The sequence below is a fragment of the Franconibacter daqui genome, assembly GCF_014644275.1.
GTDB lineage: Bacteria > Pseudomonadota > Gammaproteobacteria > Enterobacterales > Enterobacteriaceae > Franconibacter > Franconibacter pulveris.
The window spans coordinates 1,264,846-1,288,645 of sequence record NZ_BMKJ01000001.1; the positions used below are offsets into that span (position 1 = coordinate 1,264,846).

Genomic DNA, 23,800 nt, shown 5'->3' on the forward strand with positions numbered 1-23,800 from the left:
ATTCTGTCAAAAAATACCTAAATGTTGCCAATCTTATGCCGCCCCAGCTTGCCCATACGCTTTTTGATCCTGATGCCACGCCGCGCCCGGCCGTAGCGCGTCATCTTGATTTCGTTGATTACGCCGCCGAAGTGCCGGTGCATACGCACCGCAAAGGTCAATTGATTATTACCCTGTTTGGCGCGGTGGTGTGTCGCGCGGAAAATGACATCTGGATCGTGCCGCCAGATTGCGCCGTCTGGATCCCGGGCGGGATCTCGCATAGCGCCAAAGCCACCTGGAACGCGCATCTTAACTATTTGTTTATTGAACCCGGCGCCGCCGCGCTGCCGGAGAAATGCTGTACGCTGGCGATTTCACCGTTGATTAAAGCGTTAATTGACCGCTTAACGCATGAGGACATGGATGACGAAGCGGACAGCCATGCCGCCAGGCTGACCAGAGTAACCCTGGATGAATTAGCCGCCATGCCGCAGCAGAAACTGAGCCTGCCGGTCTCGTCGCATCCGAAAATCCGCGCCATGGCCGACGCGCTGGTAAACCATCCGGAAGACCGGAGCACTTTTCAAACGTGGGCGAAAAGGCTGGCGCTCAGCGAGCGTTCACTGGCGCGTTTGATGTTGCGCGAGACCGGGCTGACCTTCGGGCGATGGCGTCAGCAGCTGCATTTGATTATCGCGCTTCAGGAGCTGGCAAGCGGCGTATCGGTACAGAATGTGGCGGCGAAACTGGGGTATGAATCGGTGAATGCTTTTATCACCATGTTCAGAAAAACGATGGGCAGTACGCCCGCGCACTACTTTGCCGAACGAAAAATAAGCGCACGTTAAGCGGGTGCGCTGTGGCAGTAAACGTGAACGTTGGAAAGATAGCGGTTTATGAACCGGCTGCTTCTGCGCCTTAACCCGGCCCTTCACTGCCAGCCGCCAGCAGGGGAACCAGCACATCGCTGATGGGCACGGCGATGCCGTGCGCGTGACCTAAGCGCTGTATCACGCCGTTGCGGCTATCCCACTCCATTGGGCGGTTGGCCTGACGGTCGGCGAGAATCGAGGTGCCTAAATCCGCAGGCGCACGCTGCAAATTCCCTACGATCTCCTGCACCACCCCGTCGTCCAGCACCGCCCCCTCGGCACGGGCGACAGCGAGGCACTCGTGCAGATACGCCAGGGAGAGCCCGGTGATATCTTCACGGGAGAACATACCGGCGCGGCGGTTCGCAAGCACCATCAGACCAGCAACCGCATTTTGCAGCAGCTTGCGCCAGGCCACGGAGGAAAAATCCGCCGCCAGTTCGACCTGGCAGCGCGAGCCGCTCAGCGCATCAACTACACGGTTTGCCTGGGGGAGATCCGGCAGCGTCAGACGCGGTTTGGCGCGCAGCCAGACCGACGCATCCGGCTCGCGCTGAGCCGGGAACCAGACCACTGATGGCAACACCGTTGCGCCATTGACCCAGGGTTCAAGCTGGGTTTTCTGTTCGATGCCGTTTTGCAGCGCGCAGACGACCGTATTTTCATCGCACAGCGCGCTGAGCCAACCGGCGATGTCGGCGTTCTGCGTGGTTTTCACGGCGACAAAGACCAGAAAGCAGGGCGAGTTGATAGTTGTCGGAGAGTTTAATACCGGGCCTGGAACAACGATGTCGGCCCCGTCGTAACGCAAAAGTAAGCGCTGATGCGCGGAACGCCCGCAAAGTAACGGCGCACGGCCCACTTCATGCAGCATCGCGGCGATGGTCGTGCCAATCGCCCCAGGCCCAATCAATGCTATTGTCGGATGTGACATCGTTAGTTCTCCTGATTCATTTAACCCATTATCAGTGTGCCGGCGACAATCACTGCGCACGCCGCTATTTTTCTCAACGTCAGCGTTTCGCCGAGAAACAGATAACCCAGTACCACGGCAAACAGCACGCTGGTTTCACGCAGCGCCGATACGGCTCCCAGCGGCGCGCTCGCCATGGCGTAAATAATAATGCCGTATGCCAGCAGCGAATAAGGCCGCCGACCGCCGCAGGGATAAGCCCTGGCCGCCAGCGCAGCAGGCTGCTGGCGTCGAGCAGACGGTTCCGGTTGGCGCTGGATTGCAGTTGACTATCATGTTTGATAAAACAAAGAAATCAATACTTCAAAAAATATCCTTTTATGATGTTAAGCCGCTCTTTCAAAGTGCCTTTCCAGGGGACGACGATTTGTGCTGAAAGTACTTTCGGGCGTAATGGACATATCCTGATGCTCCATGGCGGCGGTAAAGATAGAAAGATTTTCTATAAATATCGTGCGCTGATGGACACGTTAGGCTTTGGCACGACGTTATTTGACTTTATAGGTCATGGTGAGACAGGCGGTGATATTCATACGTCTTCTCTTTTTAGCCGTACTATGCAGGCAAAAGCGGTTATTGCTTTTCATGATCAACCTATTACAGGCTGTATGGGGGTAAGCATGGGAGCCTATAACGCTCTGCATCTTAGTAAAACAATCAAACTCCGCTCTCTTATCCTCATGGTCCCTGGCGTTTATTCACCGTTAGCCTGTAAGGTTAAATTCGGTCCTGATTTTTCTGAAATTATACGCAAGTTCCGAAGCTGGGAAGAAACGGACGCCTGGTCGATAGCCGCTGAGTTCACCGGGAATTTGCTTGTGATTGCCGCAGAGAATGACGCAATTATTCCGGCTGAAATACCCGATAAACTCGTGGCTTGCGCTTCTCGCGCTTGCAGAAAGGAACTGCTGACTATTTCCGGGGCTGGCCATAATACTATTTGGGAAAACGTAATGCGTTCACAAGCGTTATATAAAAAAACATGTTCTGCGTTTGAACGGTGTTTGTCTTTTTGAATTAAGCTGTTGCTCAACGCGTAATATTGTTGAGTTGCGCCCTGTCCGTTTCTGGCGCATGGCCGTTAGCTCACTGTCAGCAGCAATTAAAAAGCAACATCTTCGTATGTACATTATTTAATAAGCAGTGCGCCGTGCAGTTTTAATATCCTGGAAAACATGTTGTAGCGAAACCCGGGGGCGGCGTTCAGACCGTCGCAAAACCGTCATCGACAATGAACTCCGCTAATGAAACTACCTGGTAAGACTTTTCTCCTGGACGGAGCCTGCCATGAATAAGACGTTTCTATTAGTGCCACCCCGGTTAGCAACGCATATCCTTCAGCCAGTTTCATTTGCTGAACACACCCTCAAGCCCTGTCATATTTGATGATGCCGGGCTTGGCGGGTGTGTCGCAGACCCAGCTCTGGCCGTAAAACGATAAGACATTCACCATCACAATATCCTCCTGAGCTGTCCACCCATTCAAATGCAGGCTGCTGCGTACGGAATAACGCGCAAGCAGAGTCATACCACTTCCGCAGCCGGACGCCATGTCCGGTTTTAACACAACTAACAACGACGAAGCTGCCCCTCGTAGAGCACATTGTGCCGCCGCGTCGCAAGTGAATGCAGCAGCCCGTATCCGTTGAAAAAACATGAGATGTGAGGGCCTTATCATGCTGAGATATGTACTGCATACGAGTCTGCTGATTGCAGCCTGGATGTTGCTCACCGCCTGTAGCCATTCGGTAAATTCGCGTTTTGTCGCCCCGGCAAAGAGGCCTGAGACAATAGCGTCCCGCCCCTGGCCGCCTAACCGCTTTCTCGTCATTGCCTATCACGATGTGGAAGACGACGGGGCGGACCAGCGCTACATGTCAGTGCGCACCAGCGCGCTCAACGATCAGATGGTCTGGCTTAAGCGCAACGACTACCGGCCGGTGAGCGTGCAGCAGATTCTGGATGCCCGCAACGGCGGCGCGCCCCTGCCGCCAAAAGCGGTGCTGCTGACCTTCGATGACGGCTACAGCAGTTTCTATACCCGCGTCTGGCCGCTGCTGAAAGCCTATAACTGGCCCGCCCTGTGGGCGCCGGTCGGCATCTGGGTCAGCACGCCGGAGAACAAAAAGGTCGATTTCGGCGGCCTGCCCACCGCCCGCGAGAAGTTCGCCACCTGGGATATGGTGCGCGAAGTGAGCCGCTCGCCGCTGGTGGAGATCGGTTCGCATACCTGGGCTTCGCACTATGGCGGCGTGGCTAACCCGCAGGGCAGCTCGCAGCCTGCGGCCGCAAACCGCATATTCAATAAAAAGACCGGCCAGTATGAGACAGATGAAGAGTATCAGGCGCGTATCGATAAGGACGTAGCCACGATCACCGCCAAAATTGAGGAAGTGACCGGCAAGGCGCCGCGCGCCTGGGTCTGGCCTTATGGCGCGGCCAACGGCGTGTCGCTGTCGATAATCAAAAAGCATGGCTACCAGATGGCCTTTACCCTGGAGGATGGGCTTGGCAATGTGAACAATCTGGACAGCATTCCTCGCCAGCTTATTAACGGCAACCCTTCGCTCGAAAACTTCGCGGAGGGCATAATAGACGTTCGCGAGCCTAACGCCATGCGGGCGATGCATATCGATCTGGATGATGTTTACGACCCGAACCCGGCGCAGCAGAAAAAGAACATCGACAAGCTTATCCAGCGCGTTTATGACATGAGAGCGTCACATGTTTTTCTCCAGGCGTACGCCGACCCGGCGGGCGACGGTACGGTGAGAGAGGTATACTTCAAGAACCGCTGGCTGCCGGTCCGCTCCGATCTCTTTAACTTTATTGCGTGGCAGTTGCAAACCCGGGCCGGGGCGAAAGTCTATGCCTCGATGCCGGTGCTGGCCTTCAGTCTGGATAAGTCGTTGCCGCGCGTGCAGGCCTGGGACCCAAAAACCGGTACGGTGAAAGTGGACCCGAAACAGTACCAACGCTTGTCGCCCTTCAACGCCGTGGCGCGCCAGCGCATCACCGAAATCTATGAAGACCTGTCCCGTTATTCCAACTTTGCCGGTATTCTCTCCCATGACGACGCGCTGCTGACGGACTTTGAAGACGCCAGCCCGGACGCCATGGCGGCGTACCACAAGGCGGGCTTTAAAGGGACGATTACGGACATTCGCAACAACCCGCAGGAATTTGCTCGCTGGACGCGATTCAAGAGCCGGGAGCTTATCGATTTCACTCAATCGTTAACAGAAACCGTTCATTCGATTCGCGGTCCGCAAGTCAGAACGGCGCGCAATATCTACGCCATGCCGGTGCTCGATCCGAAGAGCGAATCCCGGTATGCGCAAAACCTCAACGACTTCCTCACCACCTACGACTGGACGGCCCCGATGGCGATGCCGCTGAGAGAAGGCGTGCCGCTTAACGAAAGCGGCGCCTGGCTCGATAGCCTGGTGACGGCCGTGAATCGGCACCCTGATGCGCTGCGCAAAACCATTTTTGAACTCCAGGCAAGAAACTGGCGGCAGACGGAAAACCAGGGAAGGATAAGTGGCAAACAGCTGGCGCAATGGATGGACCAACTGAAGATAAGCGGCGCCAACAGCCTTGGCTACTATCCCGACGATTTTATTAATGGTCAGCCAGGCATGGATGAGATTCGTCCCTCATTCTCCGCCTGGTGGTATCCACAAAAAACGGCCGTTCTGACAGGTAACTAAGCGCATTGACTGAATGGTTGCTTAACGCGCGAGTTCGCTTCACTGAGCGGGCGTCGTCCCCCTTCGCTTATCAAGCCTGGGCGGAAAACCCTGGGCTGAGGACGTAAGCAGGGTAGCGCGAAAGTAAAAAGCCGGGCGACAGCCCGGTTTTTTCTGACAATTCTTGCGCAACGCTTGTCGAACTCCCCGAACCAAACCCACAGGCCGGGCTGCGGTAGGCGTTCCGCACCGGCGCCTGCTTTGAGCATCAGGTCACCGTGACTCACTCTGCGTTAAGGGGGGCGCGTTGTGCTGTAGCCGGGCGTTAATGACCCGACAGGGGATTAAGCGAAAGCAGTTTTACCTTGACTGAAAAGCTTACTGCAGCGAGGGCACATGAGCATTGCGCCTTTCTGAACCCGGGAGAAGCTGTGTTCGGACTGTTGATTGCAATGAGGGCAGGTACATTTCACGAGATAATTACGGCTATTTTTTGCGTCTTTGCGTTGTGACATTGAATAATTCCTGATGGAGGGGCAGCCACCATACACGATTCCTGCGCACATAGCCCGTAATGCTTCTCCTGGCGCCGCAGATAGTGAGGCTCCTGCGTCCCGGCAAGCGAGGAGCAGGCGTGCGTCGGCGCGCTCATGCCCTGAATCCGGCCTTCGCCGTTAACGCCGAATTGTGTAATTTCCGCTTCGCTTTTGTCGTTATTTCCTGTCGTCCTCCGTGGAAGATTTGGCGTAACCTGCTGTCTCGAATTGTTGATGCACTATACTGACCATTGTAGTTGTTATTTATCGACGAGGCTGCGCGCAGTAACTAACCTGCCGCCAACCTTACCTATGACCCTCAGGAGAACAAAATGCAAAAGAATAAAACGTTAAAAGGGCTGCTGGCCGTATCGGCAGTTGTAGCAATGTTCAGCACTGTCGGCGTGCAAGCGCAGGCGACGAGCGCCGCGCAAAATAGCGCCGCAGGCCAGAGCGAATCGAGCGCTAAGCTCAGCGCCGGCGACGAAAAAGCGTTAAAGGACATGGCGCAGGCCAATATCAATGAAATCGCTGCCGCTAAGATAGCCCTGAGCAAGGCCCAAAGCAGCGATGTCAAAGCCTTCGCGCAGAAGATGGTCGACGACCATGGTGCCGCCCTGACCAAAGTACAGACGGTCGCACAGCAAAAAGGCGTAACGCTGCCGACTGAGCCGGACGCCAGTCATAAGGCCATGGCTGCCCAGCTGGAAAAGCAGAGCGGCGACGCCTTTGACAAGATGTATATGGAAAACGCCGGCACGAAAGACCACCAGATGGTGTTGTCAACGCTTAAGCGTGACGCCGGAAGTATCAAGGATTCGGACGTGAAGGCGCTGGCCGACGCGCATACGCCGGTCGTTGAGCAGCACCTGCAGTCCGCCCAGCAGATGTCGATGCATTCCGGTAAGTAACCCGGTTGCACGATGGGAACAGGTCCTGCATCCGGGCAACCTTTTGTTCAACGGGTTGCAGAAAATCACGGGGGAGTGTCACCGTGACAGTGTTTAAGAACGGCGATGACCAGGGTATGTGTGCCGTTCGATGCTCGCCTGGGCGCCGTCACGCGCTGACGCTCACTCTACGTGCCGACGACTGGAATTAACGCAAGCAGCCGCTCGACAGGCTGCATGGCGTAAATAGTGCGAAGGACCGCTTCTGGCACAAAACGGAGAGCCCGCATTTTTGACCTCCTGCCGCCACCGATTTTTTGCATTGCCGGAATGACCACGGCAGGGTTACTGCGCAGTACGTCCTGACCCTGGCGGCCCGCGTTGTCTCAATGCAGCAGTAACCAATGTAGTAGTAACCGATAAAGGCCAGACTCATCATAAATCTGCGCCTTCATAATTTCTCACTACCCCCGTGGTAGGCCACCGCTGCCCTCTGTGATGATTCAGGGGGTCAGGCGGAGTCGCGCATTAATTTTTCATCTGCATGAGCACGATCGTACTCAATCTGAGCTAATTCCATGGCCGGACCGAATTCCAGCGCCCAATTCGTCAGCGCCGCAAAAGGCTGCTGCAATGACTGCGCCAGCGGCGTAATAGAATATTCCACACTCACAGGAGAGGTTGGCAGAACCTGACGATTGACTAAACCGTTGCGCTCCAGTCGTTTCAGCGCATCGGCCAGCGCCTTATGAGTAATCCCGTTCAGGCGTCTGCGAATTTCATTGAACCGGCAAGGTTCAGTACACAGCACTGTAAGAATTAATATCGACCATTTATTGGTGATGTTTTCTAACACTGGTCGGGTTTTTCCGATGTCTTTCAGGCAGTTGTTATCTCTATCTTGCATGGCGATATAGTCACTTATCGTTGGTATAAGCAAAGTGCGTAATTGATATTAAGTATAGATTTTATACCATCGGTTTTCGACCTGAAACGGAGAAAAACAGATGGGCAACATTGAAAAAAAAGTCGCTGTGGTGCTTGGCGGCGCGAAAGGAATTGGGCTTGCTATCAGTCAACGTTTAGCAACCGAGGGGGCGATCACCTGGTTCACCTCAAGACGGGATGAAGAGCTTGAGACGGCCAAAAGTAAAATAGCCGGTACCGCGCTGCCACTGCGGGCAGATGTCAGCCAGAAGAGTGAACTGAGCCGTATCATGCAGACGATTGCAGAGAAATCGGGCCAGATAGATATATTGGTCATCAACGCTGGCATCTCGGAATACGCCACGCTTGAAGAAATCGATGAGCCGCATTTTGATAAGACGTTTGGCCTGAACGTTCGCTCGCCCGTTTTTGCCCTGCAGGCAGCATTGCCCCTGTTGAAGCCCGGCAGCAGTGTCGTGCTCATCGGTTCAATTGCTGATGTTATCGGCACGCCGGGATATGGCGTCTACTCCGCCAGCAAAGCTGCATTGCGCTCTTTCGCCCGCACCTGGACACGTGAACTTGCCGGGCGGGGCATCCGGGTTAACGTTGTCGCGCCCGGCCCTGTAGACACTGACATGATGGCCGCTGTCTCTGATGAGGTGCGTAAAGGATTAACCAGCACAATACCGCTGGGCAGAATGGCCCGGCCTGAAGAGGTGGCAAACGCGGCATTTTTCCTCGCCAGTGATGAGAGCAGCTATATTGCAGGCGCCGAGATTTGTATTGATGGCGGAATGACACAGGTTTAAGGGATAACACGGCGGCCATCCCGGGATGGCCGCGCGTGCGACGGCCACCCTCGGTTATCCCGTTACGCTCTGTATATTAACCATCCGTAGAACGTGTCAACTTTTCCCACTGGTCTATTTCCTTACCTAATGCCGCAAGCTTATGCCGCACCAACTCTAACGCATCGCTGCCTAACAACAAGTGCGTGGGCGGTGACTGGCTCTCAATCAACGCCAGCATGGCGCGTGCGGCCTTAACCGGGTCGCCGGGTTGCTTACCGCTTTTTTCCTTGCGCGCCTGCCGGATGGGGTCGAATAAAGCGTCATAGTCCGGGATGCTGCGGGTGCTGCGTATCATTGAACGCCCGGCCCAGTCCGTACGAAACGAGCCAGGCGCCACGGCGGTCACCTGTATGTTGAACGGGGCAAGCTCTTTGCTTAATGTTTCTGATATCCCTTCCAGCGCAAATTTGCTGCCGCAGTAGTAAGCGATCCCCGGCATGGTGATAAACCCGCCCATTGAGGTGATATTGATAATGTGCCCGCTGCGACGCTCGCGCATGCCCGGCAGCACGGCTTTGATCATCGCCACTGCGCCAAACACATTGACATCAAACTGGCGGCGCATCTCGGCGAGCGGGGATTCTTCCAGAATGCCTTCATAGCCGTAACCGGCATTGTTCACCAGTACGTCAACCGGGCCGAAGGCGGATGAAATCTCTGCCACTGCCTTATCAATCCGCTCAACGTCCGTGACATCAAGCAGGCGGCCGAAAGCCCGCTGCGCATCAAGCGCCTCGAAAGCCTGCTGTGCTTCGCGATTGCGCACCGTACCGATGACCTTATGGCCTGCAGCGAGGGCTTCCTGCGCCAGCGCACGACCAAAGCCGCTGCTGACGCCGGTAATTAAAATGGTTTTTGCAGATGACATAAAAGAACTCCCATGAACAGTCGAGACTGCATGTTATTGTCTGTACTGGCGCATTTTTAGGCCGTATTTTCTCGTTTTATTGCCTGATCTTATGAGGTGTAGTGATGTCCGGGATGATTGCTCTGGTGAAAGCCCTTGCGGTGCAGGAGGGGTATAACCTCACTGCGTTGCCTGATGTGCGAATTTTGCGTGCCGATCGTCCGCTTGCCAGAACGCCTGTGCTTTACGACCCGGGGATTGTGATTGTCTGCCAGGGCAGCAAACGCGGTTTCTTCGGCCAGCAGACCTATTTATATGATGAGCAGCACTACCTGGCGGTTTCGGTGCCGGTGCCGTTTGTGATGGAGACCGACGCTTCGGCAGAACACCCGTTGCTGGCGATTTATATGCATCTGGATTTTCAGCTTGCCGCTGAACTGATATTGCAGATTGAACAGCATGACATCCCGCATCCTCCCGCCGCGCCGCAAAGCATGATGTCGAGCCCGATGGACGACACGATAAAAACAGCCGTGCTGCGCTTGCTTGAAGTCCTGAACAATCCGCTTGAGGCGGCGATCCTCGGCCCAGCGCGGGTACGTGAGCTCTATTTCCGCGTACTGACAGGCGCACAGGGCAACGCAATGCGCGCCGCACTGACCTTGCAGGGGCAGTTCGGCAAAATCGGCAAAGCGTTACAACGCATCCATGCCGCCTATGCTGAGCCGTTAACGCTGACGCAACTGGCGATGGAGGCCGGAATGAGCGTGCCGACGTTTCATAGCCATTTCAAAGCGATAACTCAAGTGCCGCCGATGCAGTATGTGAAATCGGTACGCCTGCACCAGGCGCGGATGTTAATGGTGCGTGAGCATATGACCGCTGCCGCCGCGAGCTATGCCGTCGGCTATGAAAGCCCGTCGCAATTTAATCGCGAGTTCAAACGCCTGTTTGGTCTGCCACCGGCAGAGGAGATCAAACGCATGCAGCGTAACTTCGCCGTTCCACCCGCTCAGCAAGCGTCGCTCTTTGTTTCCTCGCATTAAAGCTTGTCCGGTATTGCACATCTTCAGTGTGAAAGGGCTGTTGCTAAAGATCATGAGATGCAATAACCAACATCCTGATTATTTTGTCCACCATAAAGGGCGCAGCATGATTAAGCTCCGGATCGCGTAAAAGTTTGTCGGCTATCATCAATGCGAAGTGGCGAACGGCTTCGTTATCACCTGCATACTCCGTTCGGCGGCTTCGCTGTAAAGGTTCAGCCACCTGCGCTTGTTCTTTCTTCGTTTCACTTAAGCTGGAAAATGCTCGGTTCTGGGCTTCTGCTGTCGCTAACTTTTGCCTGTCGGGAAAACGGATAACCGTCATGAATTTTCTCCACTTCTCGGTTTATTTTTAATGCGATGACGTTTTTTTGCTCAGTGTTCAGGCATAGCTGGTCTATCACTATGCAGGCCGGTGCCATCCCGGTGGTATAGTTGAATCGCAGCCATCCTAGTAGTAGGATGGGTGGGTGTCAATGCTGTTCAGATGCGCCTGAAAACGCGGCTGCAACGGTTTTAAAAGAAAAGGGGAGGGATGATACGACGACCCTGATCGCGTTCAGCTCGCATCAGCGCAGGCTGTTTGACAATATCGCTGCCTGTCAGTAGGTTGCCCATGACGCTGATAGCCCCTCTTTTTTTCGTCTGGATTGATTACTGGAGAATGAAATGATCGAACGTTCGCCAAAAGCGCGTGAAATTATGGCAAATACGAGGCAACTGCTCACCGCTGGAGGATATAAGAGTTTTAGCTATGCCGATCTTGCTGAGCGGGTGGGCATCCGCAAGGCCAGTATCCATCACCATTTTCCAGGTAAAGAAGATTTAGTTAAGGCTGTTGTGCAGGACTACCGCGCAGAAGCGCAGGCGGGTATGGCGGCCATGGATCAGCAAGTAAACGATCCGCTTGCCAAACTGAAAGGGTATGCCGATTTCTGGTCGGCGTGTATCAAAGATGGCGTATCGCCATTTTGCATCTGCGTGATGCTTGCCGTTGAACTTCCGACTCTGCCTGAGGATATTGCCGCTGAAGTCACGGGTCATTTCAGCGATCTTTCTGACTGGCTGGCATCATTACTCAGCGCTGGTGAAGAGCAGGGTGTGTTCCAGCTAAATGAAACGGCGGAAGTCGAAGCCAAAACGCTGATGGCTGGCATGCATGGCGCCATGCTGGCAGCACGGGCATTTAATAATCCGCAGGTGTTTGATCAAATTGCCTGGCCGCTGATAAACAAGATGGTAAAAGTAGCCTGACGGTTGCCCGGTTTGACGTAACCGGGCAGCGCTTTTGCTAAACCTCATCATTACTCCCTGTTCCCCTGTTATGAGATAACCTGATTCGCAACAAAACCTGTTGATCTTTTACCTACCAACTAGTAGGTTTGTTGGCGAGGAGAAGCGTAAAATACGGCTTCGTTTATTCAACTTGCCAGGTTGAGAGGGTTATATGTCAGATAGTATTCATTACGAGAACCAGCAGAATTGGCTCAAGCACTATTATTTTACCCGTACGGTTTTCTCGGTTTTATGGGTTATTGCCGTTTTTACCGCTGGGCAGTCCTCCTATTTTTGGGCGATGATTTTGTTAATTCTCTATCCAGCATGGGATGCGTTGGCGAATTATACTGATGCAGTTAAAAGCGGTGGATTCGGTCGTAGCCGGATGCAGACAATAAATATTATCGTCAGCGCCGTCACTACCCTTGCCGTGATATTAACCATTAAAAGCGGCATAGATAATGTGATTCGCCTGTTCGGTGTCTGGGCAATATTATCCGGCCTGCTGCAACTGGGTGCGGCTGCTCAACGCTGGAAACAGTATGGCGCGCAATGGAGCATGATATTAAGTGGCGCTCAGTCAGCGTTTGCAGGCGCATTTTTTATCTTTCAGGCCCGGACGCCAGAGCCGCCGTCGATAGTCAATATTGCGGGCTATGCCGCGTTTGGCGCCGTCTATTTCTGCATATCCGCCGTGTCGCTTACTGTTCGACAAAAAAGAGAAGCGAAACAGCCAGGCTGAATACAGGCGCGACGCTGATTAAATCACTGCACTTTTCTTTTTAAAGATATCGTGCGCAGAATGAGTTAATAATATGAATATCAAAGCACACATAAACAAACAGACACTGGTGCGTCTGGCGCTGGTCGGCATTATTCCGCTGATTCTCTGTTTGTTATTTCTATGGACTGGCGGTTGGCTTACGCCTGAACGCCTGACTTCGGATAAGCTTATCAACGTCTTACAACAATCGGGTGGAATACATAAAGGCTATCGCCGTAATCATGCTAAAGGCATATGCGTGCTTGGCAATTTTATCTCAAACGGCAATGCCAGCACGCTGTCACGTGCTTCAATATTCAGCAAAGGTGAAACCGCGGTAACAGGGCGTTTTGCCATTGCGGGCGGTAATCCGGGCGCGCCGGATTATGCCGTGCCCGTGCGGAGTATGGCGCTATCCTTTCAACAGGCTAATGGTGAGCAGTGGCGCACCGGCATGAACGCCATGCCGTTTTTCCCCGTCAGTTCCGTTGAAAGTTTTTATGAACTTCAAGCTGCGACCCTGCCGGATCCTGCAACCGGAAAACCGAATCCGGAAAAATTGCACGCCTTTGTCATGAAGCATCCGGAAGTAAAACCGTTTTTTGCGTGGGCAAAGCAATACACGCCTTCTTCAAGCTGGGCCAGCGATCGTTTTAACAGCCTCAATGCTTTTCGCCTGATCGATCGGGCGGGCAATGAACATCTGGTGCGCTGGAGCATGGTGCCGCATACCCGTTTTTCACCACTAAGCGACGCCGATAAACAGAACAAAGATTTTCTGCAACAGGATCTTGCGCATCGTCTGGAGCAGGGCGCGCTGGAATGGGATCTCGTGTTCACGCTGGCTCAGGCGGGGGATGAGGGTAACGACGCTACAAAAGCATGGCCAGCCGACCGGAAAACGATCAATGCCGGGACGTTAGTATTAAATAAGGCCTTACCTCAACAGCAGGGACCCTGTAACGACATCAACTACGATCCGTTGATTTTACCCGACGGGATGGCGGCATCTGATGACCCGATACTTAACGCGCGCTCATCGGCTTATGCTAAATCCTATAATCTGCGCACCCATGAACAGGCGCAACAGGCAGGAGCGCATTTATGAACAAGACAGCTTATTTTCATCCGGCTCTGCGCATTGTGCACTGGCTGATGGCCGCAGCGATTCTCGCGATGTTGTTTATCGGTGTGGCGATGGTCTCGACAGTATCTTCCCTGCACAGCGTGCTGGTCTCTATCCACAAGCCTCTGGGCGTGATGATATTGCTTCTGGTGATCGTGCGCTTGTGGTTGCGCTTCACCACGGCCACACCCGCTTTGCCCGCATCCCTGCCTGCCTGGCAGCGCGCAATGGCCCATCTTTCGCACTGGGCGCTCTATCTGATGATGCTGGCGCAGCCGCTGATAGGGTGGGCAATGCTCTCAGCAGCAGGGTATCCCATCACTTTAGGTAATGGGCTGGTTTTGCCACCCATTATGGCGGTAAATAACGACTGGTATGCGATATTAAGGCCGCTTCACACCTGGGTTGCCCTGGCGTTATTTGCAACCGTCATGCTTCATCTTGCCGCTGCGCTACTGCATGCTTTAGTGCTGCGTGACGGCGTGTTCAGCAGTATGACGGGCATCCGTAAACCCTAAGTTCGTGTCGCTGACGTCGCGGGGTCCGCAAGCATCGCATCGGCGATATCCAGCATGACACGCAGGCGATCCATATGCCGGAGGTCAGAGTGATACCCCACCCAGATATCTTTGGATGGCGGCGGCTCCGGCATGGGAATGCTCTGCAATCCGGCTATGGCGTCGCCAATCGGCCGCGGCAGCACGGCTATCCCCATACCCCGCTGGCACATCTGCGCCTGAACGGCCCGGCTGGTGCTGGTGAACACACGTCGTGACAGAGGGAACCTGTCGAGCAGCCAGGCGACGTCAGAAAAGTGGGATTGCGCCGTGTTCATGAGAATAAGCCCCACCGCGGCCGGGTTGTGTTGCGCAATATGCGCGATTTCCGGCGAGCCATACAGCGCATAGGGAATGCTCATCAGGCGGCGCTGGACAATATCCGGTTCGGTAAAGGGAACAATGCGAAACGCGATGTCGGCATCACGGCGCGACAGATTGAGCAAACGGTAGCTTGCGATGACTTCCGGCACAATCGCCGGATGGCGGCGCGTCAGCTCGCACAGGACCGGTGCCAGAACATAGTTAGCAAACCACTCCGCTGACGATATCCGCAATATCCCTTCAAGACGTTCGTGATTACCTGCCAGGCGCCGTTCCATCGCCAGCGCGGAATTTTCCACCGCTTCTGCCAGCGCCAGAACCCTGTCGCCGGCGTCCGTCAGCACCAGACCATCCCTTGTCCGACGAAATAGCGCTTGCTGCGCCTCAGCCTCAAGCGCCTTTATCCGGCGCCCAACGGTCGGATGGCTCACGCCAAGGCTTCGGGCCGCCTCACCGAAAGAGCCCTTGCGAAGGACTGCAAGAAATATCCGGACGTCGCCCCATTCCATGTCATCGTCTCGCCGTTCAAAAATGAACATCGAATATACAAAAGTGTCAGTTCCAAAACAACTTTGTCGATATCACTATAGCTTCCTCAACTAAGGCGCCCCGGGCGGCAATACAGGAAGCGAAAAAGATGAACAAATTAAACAACAAAGTTGCCATTGTGACCGGCGGCTCCAGCGGCATTGGCGCAGGCATTGCCCGTCAGCTGGCGGCTGACGGCGCGAAGGTCATTGTCAATTACGCCTCAAACAGAAGCGGCGCCGATAAGGTCGTTGCCGAGATTGAAGCCGCTGGCGGGCAGGCCGTGGCAGTAGCGGCGGATGTCACCAACCAGGCGGAGGTAGAGGCGCTGGTCAACTCGGCTATCGACCATTTCGGGCGCCTGGACATTGTGGTGAACAACGCCGGTATTTATCAGTTCGCCAGGATTGAAGAGAGCACCGAAGCGCTCTACCGCAGGCAGTTCGACATCAATGTCCTGGGCCCGCTGTTGTTAACTGGCGCCGCCGCGCCGCACCTCAATGAAGGCAGCAGCATCATTAACATCAGTTCGTTCGTCACCCGTGTCTTTATCGCCGAGAGCGCCATCTACAGCGGCGCCAAAGGGGCGATTGACGCTATCACCGGCGTACTCTCACGAGAACTCGGCCCCCGGGGAATACGCGTCAATGCGGTCAACCCGGGTCTTATCGAAACGGAAGGCAGCCATCGTGCAGGCGCGATGAACTCCGATTTCCAGACCTGGAATGAAAAGCAGACGCCGCTTGGCCGCATCGGCCAGGTGCAGGATGTTGCCCCGATCGTCTCATTTCTTGCATCAGACGACGCGGGGTGGGTCACCGGTGAGGTGATTCTGGCCTCAGGCGGCATGCGCTGACAGACCGTACGCGGTAGGGGCGATTCGGCGTTGGTACGGCTCGCCCCGCGCCAGCATGCAAAACAGGTTAACCGCACATTTCGCCATAACAAAAGCGTCTCTTGCGGGGGACGCAACCGTTACATAGGGAGTGTTCTATGTCGACACATGCCATCACACAAGCCGAGCCGCGTCGCTGGGCAATGTTTGTCATTTTACTGGTCGGCGCATTTTTGCCGCCGCTCGATTTTTTTATCGTTAATGTTGCGCTGCCTGCCATTCAGGGCGAGCTGGGCGCCTCTTCCTCCGCTGAACAGCTGGTTATTTCATCCTATGCTGCCGTGTATGCGGTGACATTAATTACCGGCGGCCGGCTGGGCGATATTTATGGTCGTGGGAAGATGTTTTTCCTTGGGCTTATCGGTTTTGCCGCTGCATCGCTGCTGTGCGGTTTAGCCTGGTCACCGTGGGTACTGATTACCGGACGCATCTTACAGGGCGCCACGGCCGCCATTATGGCGCCCCAGGCGCTGGCCTCCGTGCAGGCCATTTTCCCGGAAGCGGAAAAACCGTTAGCGCTGAGTATCTATGGCGCCGTGTTTGGCCTGGCCTCGGTTATCGGACAGGTTTTGGGCGGCATTCTGATTTCAGCGGACCTGTTTCACCTGGGGTGGCGGGCTATTTTTCTTGTTAATCTGCCGGTGGCGCTGCTGGTCATTCTGTTTGGCCTGCCGCTGCTGAAAGAGACGAGGGCGCAATCTGCACAGAAACTGGACCCTGTCGGCACGCTGCTGGCAACCGTCACGCTGAGCGCGCTGATTGTGCCGTTGATTGAAGGCCGTGAGGCGGGATGGCCCTGGTGGACGTGGCTGTCATTTCTTGCATTCCCGCTGCTGGCCTCGTTGTTATGGCGTTATGAAGGTCGTCTTAGCCAGAAGGGCGGCTCGCCGCTGCTTGATCCGGCTGTGTTGCGCGCGCCGGGGCTGGGCCAGGGACTGGCGATCGTTTTACTGCTTTATTCCATCGGCGCCTTCTTTCTTTTATTTTCTGTTTATCTGCAAGGCGCGTTGCGGTTAAACGCCCTGTCCGCGGGCCTGGTATTTCTGCCCTTTGGCGTCGGCTTTCTGATCGGACCGTTGCTGACGCCTTACCTGAGGCGTTTTGTCGGAAACTATCTGAGCGCAATCGGAATGGGATGCGAGACCCTGGGGTTAGCAGGCCTGGCATGGTTGATTGCCAATACCATGACGGGCAACCCGCCAGCTATGCTGCCGCTCGCCGTACTGCTTTTTGTTACCGGTCTTGGCCAGGGGCTGGCGATGCCTACGCTTGTGCGGATGGTGACCGGCCGCGTTGCGCCACCGTTCTCAGGCATGATTGCCGGCGTCACCAGCGCGGCGTTACAAATCAGCACCGCGCTGAGCGTCGCCGTAATCGGCGGCATTTTTTACAGCATACTGGATAACGACAAAAGCGGAGCAAATATCACCCATGCCTTTATCGTCGCGCTTCTGGCGATGGCGGTATGCCTCGCCAGCGGCGCCGGGCTAAGTATCCGGCTTATCCGGCGCTCCTCTGGGCTGTCTTCAGCGCAGGCCAGCCTTTCCCTCAAGTAACGTAACGAAGGTCAAACGGCTGAGCGTGTTTTTGCAGGATGGCCGTTAGCGTGGGGGTGTTTGCGTTAAAGTGTGGGCATGTCACGTCAATGCTTGATGACCCACAGAAGGGCTTGCAACGGTCTGATGGCGGGTAGGCGCAGCGCCACCCGCCAGTTGGAACGCTTACAAATAGCGCGCCTCTAAATGCGCCCGGAAATAACGCGCGCTGAGGTCTTCACCCGTCGCATTGGTAATCAACTGCGAGGTGGAGAAGCGGCTGCCGTGCTGCCAGATATTCTGGCGCAGCCAGTCGAACAGCGCGCTGAAATCGCCCTGGGCGATATCGGCGTTAAGCTGCGGCAGCGCGGCGCGGGCGGCGTGGAACAGCTGGGCGGCATACATGGCGCCAAGTGTGTACGACGGGAAATAGCCGAAGCCGCCGTCGGTCCAGTGAATATCCTGCATGCAGCCGTCGCGGTAGTTGCCTTTGGTTGAGAGCCCCAGCCACGCCTGCATTTTCTCATCCCACAGCGCCGGAATATCTTCTACTTCGATATCGCCGTCGATTAGCGCTCGCTCTATCTCATAGCGCAGCACGACGTGCGCCGGGTAGCTTACCTCGTCGGCGTCTACGCGAATGTAGCCTGGCTTCACGCGCTGGTTCCACGCCACGTAATTTTCCGGCGCAAAAGCGGGCTGGTCGCCAAAGCGCTGAACAATGTGCGGTAAAAGACGCGTAAGGAAAGCCTCGCTGCGGCCCAGTTGCATCTCAAAGAAAAGACTTTGCGATTCGTGAATCGCAGTGGAGCGCGCCAGCTGTACCGGCTGGCCCGGCCATTCGCGCGGCAGGTTCTGCTCATAGCGGGCATGTCCGGTCTCGTGGATAACGCCGAACAGCGCGCTGAAAAGCTCGTTTTCATTATAACGGGTGGTGATACGCACATCTTCCGGCACGCCGCCGCAGAAAGGGTGTGCGCTCACGTCCAGCCGCCCGCCGTTGAAATCGAAGCCGAGCATCTTCATTGCTTCCAGCCCCAGTTCGCGCTGCGTGGCGGTGGGGAAAGGTCCTTCGGGGGCGATAAGCGCGCGCTGCGCCTGCTTCTCCGTGGCCCGGGCGAGCAAGTCCGGCAGCCAGCTTTTGAGATCGCCGAAAAGCGCGTCGAGGCGCGCGCTGGTCATCTGCGGCTCAAAGATGTCGAGCAGGGCGTCGTAACGCGAGCAGCCTTTCGCTTCAGCCCGCAACTTCGCCTCTTCGCGGCTCAGCTTCACCACCTCTTTCAGGTTTTGTGAAAAGCCTTCCCAGTCGTTATTGGGACGCTGCGTGCGCCAGGCGTGTTCGCAGCGGCTGCCCGCCAGCGATTTCGCTTCCACCAGCGCTTCCGGCAGCAGCGAGGCCTGCTCGTAATGACGTTTGATTTCCCGCAGATTAGCGCGCTCAACGTCGTTGAGGTTTTCCTGCTCCGCGCCCGCAATCCACTGGCCGACCTGTTTATCGGTGAGGATCTGGTGCGTGAGCACGCTCATCTCCGCCAGCGCTTCGCCGCGCGCCTGGCTGCCGCCGGGCGGCATCATGGCGAACATATCCCAGCTGGCGATGGAAGAGAGATGAGAGAAGCGGGAAAGCCGCAGGAAAGTGCGGGTAAGCTGCTGATAATTTGTCATTTTCATAAGGCCTCGTGACAGAATGGGCAAAGCAAGAAACTACCATTAACCACGCTGAAACACGAGGCCCACCGCCCGTTAATGGGCGCGATGGTGTAAACGTACGCCGACGCCGAGCGCCATCACCAGCAGCAGGGCGATAAAACCGCCCACGCCGCTCCAGCCCCAGGCGTGCCAGAACACGCCGCCCAGCGTGCCGGCAAGGCTTGAACCCAGATAATAGCTGAACAGGTAGAGCGAAGAAGCCTGGCCTTTGGCGCGCTTCGCCCGCGGGCCAATCCAGCTGCTGGCGACCGAGTGGGCGGCGAAAAAACCTGCCGAAAAGAGCAGCATGCCTGCGAAAATCAGCCACAGCGAGGAGAAGAGCGTCATCAGCAAGCCGCAGAGCATTACGCCGGTAAAGGCTAACATCACCGGGCCGCGGCCAAAGCGCGCGGTCATCGCGCCCGCCTTAGGCGAACTCCAGGTGCCGGTGAGATAGGCCACCGAGAGCAGCCCCACCATCGCCTGGCTCAGGTGCCAGGGCGAAAGCATCAGCCGGTAGCCGATGTAGTTAAAGAGGGTAACGAACGCGCCCATCAGTAAAAAACCTTCGGCGAAAAGCAGCGGCAGCCCTTCGTCCCGCCAGTGCAGGCGAAAGTGAATAAACAGCGTTTTCGGGCGCAGGGAAGAGGGGCGGAAATGACGCGAGGCGGGAAGGATCTTCCAGAACATGAGCGCCGCCGCGAGGGCAAAGCAGCCGATGGCGGCGAGCGCCACGCGCCAGCCGAAGAAATCGGTCACCACGCCGCTCAGCAGTCGTCCGCTCATGCCGCCGATAGAGTTGCCGCTGATGTAAAGCCCCATTGAGAAGGCGACCACGCTCGGGTGGATCTCTTCAGAAAGATAGGTCATGCCCACCGCCGCCACGCCGCTCAGGGAGAGGCCAATCAGCGCGCGCATTAACAAAATGCCATGCCAGCTGGTCATCAGGGTGGAAAGCAGCGTACAGCACGAGGCGAGCAGCAGCGCCGTCACCATCACATTTTTACGGCCAATGGCGTCGGACAGCGGGCCGGTAAAGAGCAGGCCGACGGCGAGCATGGCGGTGGAGATGGAAAGCGAAATACTGCTCTCGGCAGGCGTTACGCCGAACTCATGCGAGAGTACCGGCAGAATAGGCTGGACGCAGTAGAGCAGGGCGAAAGTGGCGAGGCCCGCAGAAAAGAGGGCCAGCGTGACGCGCATAAACAGCGGCGTGCCGCGCTTGATGTGGGTGACCGGCGTTTTAACGCCCTGAACGTCAGCGCGCGCGGGGGTCAGTTCGCTGGCTGTAGTGGTACGGCTCAAAGTTATGTCCTGAATCATCATCCCCGCTGTTGCAGGCCACGGGTATCGCCTTCTTTTCAGGGTAGAAAGCGCGTAATCTTCTGTCTAATATATTAATAATCTCAAATGATATTTTAAAAATATGAATATCGAACTGCGTCATTTACGCTACTTCGTTGCAGTCGCCGAAGAGCTTCATTTTGGCCGCGCCGCCGCCCGGCTGAATATCTCCCAGCCGCCTCTGAGCCAGCAGATCCAGCTGCTGGAAGCGCAGATTGGCGCCCGGTTGCTGGCGCGCACCAACCGCAGCGTCAGCTTAACGGCGGCGGGGCTGCAGTTTCTGGCCGACAGTCGACAAATCTTAAGCCAGGTGGAGGCCGCCGCCGTACGCGCCGGGCGGCTGCATGCGGGGGAGACGGGCGAGTTGCGCATCGGCTTTACCTCCTCGGCGCCTTTTATCCGCGCCATTTCAGACAGCCTTTCGCTTTTTCGTCAGCGTTATCCGGACGTGCATTTGCAGACGCTGGAGATAAACACCCGCGCGCAGATAGCGCCGCTTAACGAAGGCGCGCTGGATGTCGGGCTGATGCGCAACACGCCGTTGCCGGATACGCTGGCCTGGCGGCTCATCCTGCGTGAGCCGCTGATGGCGATGCTGCACCGCGAACACCCGCTGGCCGCCCGGGAGAAAATCTCGCTGCGCGAGCTGGCGGATGAGCCGTTCGTCTTTTTCGACCCGCACGTCGGCACCGGGCTTTATGACGACATTATTGGTCTGCTGCGCCGCTACGGCGTAAAGGCGCAGATAACCCAGGAGGTGGGAGAGGCGATGACCATCATCGGGCTGGTGGCGGCGGGGCTTGGCGTCTCCATTCTGCCCGCTTCGTTTCAGCGGGTGCGGCTGGAGGAGATGCGCTGGGTGGCGATTGAAGAGCCGGACGCGGTATCGGAGATGTGGCTGGTCTGGTCTAAGCACCATGAGATAAGCGCCGCCAGCGAGCGCTTTATGACGCTGGTCAGCGAAGCGGCGTTAACGCTCTCTCCCACAGCGATGGCGCTAAAAAATGTGCGGTAAATCACAAGCATGGTGAAATATTTGACGATATGTGTAGAAGTGCTTCACCATAGCCGAAGGTTTATTTCGCAGCGTGAAAATAAGGAAGCAAGACGTGGTTGCTGATAGCCAGCCGGGCCATATTGATCAAATAAAACAAACCAATGCAGGCGCAGTTTATCGTCTGATCGATCAGCTCGGCCCGGTGTCACGTATCGACCTCTCTCGCCTCGCGCAACTCGCGCCCGCCAGCATAACCAAAATTGTTCGTGAGATGCTCGAAGCGCATCTGGTGCAGGAGACGGAAATTCAGGAGCCGGGCAGCCGCGGACGGCCTGCCGTTGGGCTGGCGGTGGAAACCGAGGCCTGGCATTACCTTTCAGTGCGCATCAACCGTGGCGAAATCAACCTCGCGCTGCGTGACTTAAGCAGCAAGCTGGTGGTGGAGGAGCAGCTCGACTTGCCGCTGACGGCCGAAGCGCCGCTGCTTGCGCGCATCATCCAGCATGTCGATACCTTTTTCATCCGTCACCAGCAGAAGCTGGAGCGGCTGACCGCCATCGCCATTACGCTGCCAGGCGTCATTGATACCGAAAGCGGCCTGGTCCGACAGATGCCTTTCTATGACATCACCGATATGCCGCTCGGCGAGGCGCTGGAAACGCATACCGGCGTGCCGGTGTTCATTCAGCACGATATCAGCGCCTGGACCATGGCCGAGGCGCTGTTCGGCGCATCGCGCGGCGCGCGGGATGTTATTCAGGTGGTGATTGACCACAACGTGGGCGCCGGGGTGATAACCGACGGGCGCTTGTTGCACGCGGGCAGCAGTTCGCTGGTCGAAATTGGCCACACTCAGGTAGACCCTTACGGCAAACGCTGCTATTGCGGCAACCACGGCTGCCTGGAAACCATCGCCAGCATCGACAGCGTGCTGGAGCTGGCGCAGCAGCGGATGAACCAGTCGATGGGTTCTATGCTGCATGGTCAGCCGCTTAGCGTTGAATCGCTTTGCGACGCGGCGCTAAGCGGCGATCTGCTGGCTCGCGACATTATCCTCGGCGTTGGCACCAACGTCGGGCGCATTCTGGCCATTATGGTCAACCTGTTTAATCCGCAGAAAATTTTAATCGGCTCGCCGCTAAACCGCGCGGCCGATATTCTCTTTCCCGCCATTGAAAACTGCATTCGCCAGCAGGCATTGCCAGCCTACAGCAACCATATCAGCGTCGAGAGCACGCAGTTCTCTAACCGGGGCACCATGGCGGGCGCCGCGCTGGTGAAAGATGCGATGTATAACGGTTCGTTATTGATTCGTCTGTTGCAGGGGTAACAATTTTTACCTCATCCACCAAAAATTGCGCTACCTCAATCTGAGGCCAACCGTCTTATTTTACACTTTCGCCACTGAATTATTCTCGTTTGTATTTATCTGAGCATAACCGTGGAGTCAGTGATGCTTAAGCGTTTCTTTATAACCGGTACGGATACTTCTGTCGGGAAGACAGTGGTGTCGCGCGCGCTACTGCAGGCCCTGGCCGCCAGCGGCAAAAGCGTGGTGGGGTTTAAGCCTGTCGCCAAAAGCAGCAAAGAGACGCCGGAAGGATTACGCAACCGGGATGCCCTGGTGCTGCAAAGCGTCTCAACCCTCGAACTCCCTTACCACGCCATCAACCCCATCGCCCTGAGCGAAGATGAGAGCAGCGTGGCGCACAGTTGCCCGATTAATTACACCCTGCTTTCCGACGGACTGGCGCGTCTGAGCATGCAGGCCGACCATGTCGTGATAGAGGGAACCGGCGGCTGGCGCAGCCTGATGAACGATCTGCGGCCGCTTTCGGAATGGGTGGTGCAGGAACAGCTGCCGGTGCTGATGGTGGTGGGTATTCAGGAAGGGTGCATCAACCATGCGCTGTTAACGGCGCAGGCCATTACCAACGACGGGCTGCCGCTCATCGGCTGGGTGGCGAACCGTATTAATCCCGGCCTGGCGCACTATGCGGAAATCATCGACGTGTTGAGCAAAAAGCTGCCCGGTCCGCTGGTGGGCGAGCTGCCTTATCTGCCGCGCGCCGAGCAGCGGGAGCTGAGCCACTATGTGGATATTTCCGCGCTGGGGCTGACGGCGTGCGCGAAAGCCGTCTGACC

The 23,800-nt window shown here is 56.2% G+C and carries 24 protein-coding genes and 1 pseudogene; 15 read left to right on the plus strand and 10 right to left on the minus strand.

Going from position 1 to position 23,800, the window contains the following annotated elements; all coding sequences use genetic code 11:
• The first annotated feature begins 35 nt into the window (after positions 1 to 35).
• Positions 36 to 830: an AraC family transcriptional regulator gene (locus IEX01_RS06030; RefSeq protein ID WP_188723441.1), complete on the plus strand. Its 795-nt coding sequence runs from the start codon at positions 36 to 38 to the stop codon at positions 828 to 830.
• Positions 831 to 900: 70 nt separating this feature from the next.
• Here the strand turns inward: IEX01_RS06030 and IEX01_RS06035 are convergent, their stop codons facing one another.
• Together IEX01_RS06035 and IEX01_RS06040 are read right to left on the minus strand one after the other, a co-directional pair.
• On the minus strand, positions 901 to 1,788 hold the full coding sequence (locus IEX01_RS06035; protein WP_188723442.1) for an oxidoreductase: 888 nt from the start codon (positions 1,786 to 1,788) through the stop codon (positions 901 to 903).
• Positions 1,789 to 1,808: 20 nt separating this feature from the next.
• Positions 1,809 to 2,065: pseudogene (locus IEX01_RS06040) on the minus strand (EamA family transporter); the annotation flags it as partial.
• Between the two features lie 40 nt (positions 2,066 to 2,105).
• On the opposite strand from IEX01_RS06040, the gene IEX01_RS06045 reads away from it, so the two are divergent.
• The gene (locus IEX01_RS06045) at positions 2,106 to 2,843 is read left to right on the plus strand and encodes an alpha/beta fold hydrolase (RefSeq protein WP_152527592.1); all 738 of its coding nucleotides are present in this window, start codon (positions 2,106 to 2,108) and stop codon (positions 2,841 to 2,843) included.
• Positions 2,844 to 3,193: 350 nt separating this feature from the next.
• Here IEX01_RS06045 and IEX01_RS06050 read toward each other — a convergent pair whose 3' ends face one another.
• Positions 3,194 to 3,355, minus strand: a complete 162-nt coding sequence (locus IEX01_RS06050; RefSeq protein WP_161629468.1) for a hypothetical protein — start codon at positions 3,353 to 3,355, stop codon at positions 3,194 to 3,196.
• 148 nt (positions 3,356 to 3,503) lie between these two features.
• Here IEX01_RS06050 and pgaB point away from each other — a divergent pair, with 148 nt between their 5' ends.
• Complete coding sequence (gene pgaB / locus IEX01_RS06055) at positions 3,504 to 5,540, plus strand: poly-beta-1,6-N-acetyl-D-glucosamine N-deacetylase PgaB (RefSeq protein ID WP_188723443.1); 2,037 nt, start codon at positions 3,504 to 3,506, stop codon at positions 5,538 to 5,540.
• 323 nt (positions 5,541 to 5,863) lie between these two features.
• Here pgaB and IEX01_RS21520 read toward each other — a convergent pair whose 3' ends face one another.
• Entirely contained in the window at positions 5,864 to 6,085 is a 222-nt protein-coding gene (locus IEX01_RS21520) for a YnfU family zinc-binding protein (protein WP_308423923.1), read from the minus strand.
• A 302-nt stretch (positions 6,086 to 6,387) separates the two neighbouring features.
• On the opposite strand from IEX01_RS21520, the gene IEX01_RS06060 reads away from it, so the two are divergent.
• Positions 6,388 to 6,966 carry a DUF4142 domain-containing protein gene (locus IEX01_RS06060; protein ID WP_188723444.1) on the plus strand — a complete coding sequence of 193 codons (579 nt, stop codon included), beginning with the start codon at positions 6,388 to 6,390 and terminating at the stop codon, positions 6,964 to 6,966.
• A gap of 490 nt (positions 6,967 to 7,456) precedes the next feature.
• Here the strand turns inward: IEX01_RS06060 and IEX01_RS06065 are convergent, their stop codons facing one another.
• Complete coding sequence (locus IEX01_RS06065) at positions 7,457 to 7,852, minus strand: winged helix-turn-helix transcriptional regulator (RefSeq protein WP_024557124.1); 396 nt, start codon at positions 7,850 to 7,852, stop codon at positions 7,457 to 7,459.
• Between the two features lie 100 nt (positions 7,853 to 7,952).
• Here IEX01_RS06065 and IEX01_RS06070 point away from each other — a divergent pair, with 100 nt between their 5' ends.
• On the plus strand, positions 7,953 to 8,684 hold the full coding sequence (locus IEX01_RS06070; protein ID WP_188723445.1) for an SDR family NAD(P)-dependent oxidoreductase: 732 nt from the start codon (positions 7,953 to 7,955) through the stop codon (positions 8,682 to 8,684).
• A 76-nt stretch (positions 8,685 to 8,760) separates the two neighbouring features.
• Here the strand turns inward: IEX01_RS06070 and IEX01_RS06075 are convergent, their stop codons facing one another.
• Positions 8,761 to 9,594, minus strand: coding sequence for an oxidoreductase (locus tag IEX01_RS06075; protein ID WP_188723446.1), 834 nt, complete (start codon positions 9,592 to 9,594; stop codon positions 8,761 to 8,763).
• A gap of 104 nt (positions 9,595 to 9,698) precedes the next feature.
• Between IEX01_RS06075 and IEX01_RS06080 the strand changes: the two genes are divergently transcribed.
• On the plus strand, positions 9,699 to 10,619 hold the full coding sequence (locus tag IEX01_RS06080; protein ID WP_024557121.1) for an AraC family transcriptional regulator: 921 nt from the start codon (positions 9,699 to 9,701) through the stop codon (positions 10,617 to 10,619).
• 43 nt (positions 10,620 to 10,662) lie between these two features.
• Here IEX01_RS06080 and IEX01_RS06085 read toward each other — a convergent pair whose 3' ends face one another.
• A complete protein-coding gene (locus tag IEX01_RS06085; protein WP_188723447.1) occupies positions 10,663 to 10,944 on the minus strand; it encodes a hypothetical protein in 282 nt (93 codons plus the stop codon).
• Positions 10,945 to 11,288: 344 nt separating this feature from the next.
• Between IEX01_RS06085 and IEX01_RS06090 the strand changes: the two genes are divergently transcribed.
• The 4 genes from IEX01_RS06090 (at position 11,289) to IEX01_RS06105 (ending at position 14,304) form a co-directional block, all read left to right on the plus strand.
• On the plus strand, positions 11,289 to 11,873 hold the full coding sequence (locus tag IEX01_RS06090; RefSeq protein ID WP_188723448.1) for a TetR/AcrR family transcriptional regulator: 585 nt from the start codon (positions 11,289 to 11,291) through the stop codon (positions 11,871 to 11,873).
• Between the two features lie 193 nt (positions 11,874 to 12,066).
• Positions 12,067 to 12,639 carry a DUF308 domain-containing protein gene (locus IEX01_RS06095; protein ID WP_188723449.1) on the plus strand — a complete coding sequence of 191 codons (573 nt, stop codon included), beginning with the start codon at positions 12,067 to 12,069 and terminating at the stop codon, positions 12,637 to 12,639.
• 73 nt (positions 12,640 to 12,712) lie between these two features.
• Entirely contained in the window at positions 12,713 to 13,768 is a 1,056-nt protein-coding gene (locus tag IEX01_RS06100; RefSeq protein ID WP_188723450.1) for a catalase family peroxidase, read from the plus strand.
• On the plus strand, positions 13,765 to 14,304 hold the full coding sequence (locus IEX01_RS06105) for a cytochrome b (RefSeq protein WP_024557116.1): 540 nt from the start codon (positions 13,765 to 13,767) through the stop codon (positions 14,302 to 14,304). Before IEX01_RS06100 ends, IEX01_RS06105 begins: the two co-directional genes overlap by 4 nt.
• Here IEX01_RS06105 and IEX01_RS06110 read toward each other — a convergent pair.
• Complete coding sequence (locus tag IEX01_RS06110) at positions 14,301 to 15,176, minus strand: LysR family transcriptional regulator (RefSeq protein WP_188723451.1); 876 nt, start codon at positions 15,174 to 15,176, stop codon at positions 14,301 to 14,303. The genes IEX01_RS06105 and IEX01_RS06110 overlap by 4 nt on opposite strands.
• Positions 15,177 to 15,304: 128 nt before the next feature.
• Between IEX01_RS06110 and IEX01_RS06115 the strand changes: the two genes are divergently transcribed.
• Together IEX01_RS06115 and IEX01_RS06120 are read left to right on the plus strand one after the other, a co-directional pair.
• Positions 15,305 to 16,051, plus strand: a complete 747-nt coding sequence (locus tag IEX01_RS06115; protein WP_188723452.1) for a glucose 1-dehydrogenase — start codon at positions 15,305 to 15,307, stop codon at positions 16,049 to 16,051.
• Positions 16,052 to 16,188: 137 nt separating this feature from the next.
• Positions 16,189 to 17,646, plus strand: coding sequence for an MFS transporter (locus tag IEX01_RS06120; protein WP_188723453.1), 1,458 nt, complete (start codon positions 16,189 to 16,191; stop codon positions 17,644 to 17,646).
• A 165-nt stretch (positions 17,647 to 17,811) separates the two neighbouring features.
• On the opposite strand, the gene IEX01_RS06125 is transcribed toward IEX01_RS06120, so the two are convergent.
• Both IEX01_RS06125 and ynfM read right to left on the minus strand, forming a co-directional pair.
• Positions 17,812 to 19,296, minus strand: coding sequence for a carboxypeptidase M32 (locus tag IEX01_RS06125; RefSeq protein WP_188723454.1), 1,485 nt, complete (start codon positions 19,294 to 19,296; stop codon positions 17,812 to 17,814).
• A gap of 72 nt (positions 19,297 to 19,368) precedes the next feature.
• Positions 19,369 to 20,619 (minus strand): multidrug efflux MFS transporter YnfM/SxtP(Kp), encoded by a 1,251-nt coding sequence (gene ynfM, locus IEX01_RS06130; RefSeq protein ID WP_188723455.1) that lies wholly within the window; start codon positions 20,617 to 20,619, stop codon positions 19,369 to 19,371.
• 121 nt (positions 20,620 to 20,740) lie between these two features.
• On the opposite strand from ynfM, the gene ynfL reads away from it, so the two are divergent.
• From ynfL to bioD, 3 genes are all read left to right on the plus strand, one after another.
• Entirely contained in the window at positions 20,741 to 21,673 is a 933-nt protein-coding gene (ynfL, locus tag IEX01_RS06135) for a multidrug efflux transcriptional activator YnfL/SxtR(Kp) (RefSeq protein WP_024557110.1), read from the plus strand.
• 94 nt (positions 21,674 to 21,767) lie between these two features.
• Complete coding sequence (mlc, locus tag IEX01_RS06140; protein WP_024557109.1) at positions 21,768 to 22,985, plus strand: sugar metabolism global transcriptional regulator Mlc; 1,218 nt, start codon at positions 21,768 to 21,770, stop codon at positions 22,983 to 22,985.
• Between the two features lie 123 nt (positions 22,986 to 23,108).
• Positions 23,109 to 23,798, plus strand: coding sequence for a dethiobiotin synthase (gene bioD / locus IEX01_RS06145; RefSeq protein ID WP_024561031.1), 690 nt, complete (start codon positions 23,109 to 23,111; stop codon positions 23,796 to 23,798).
• Positions 23,799 to 23,800 lie beyond the last annotated feature (2 nt).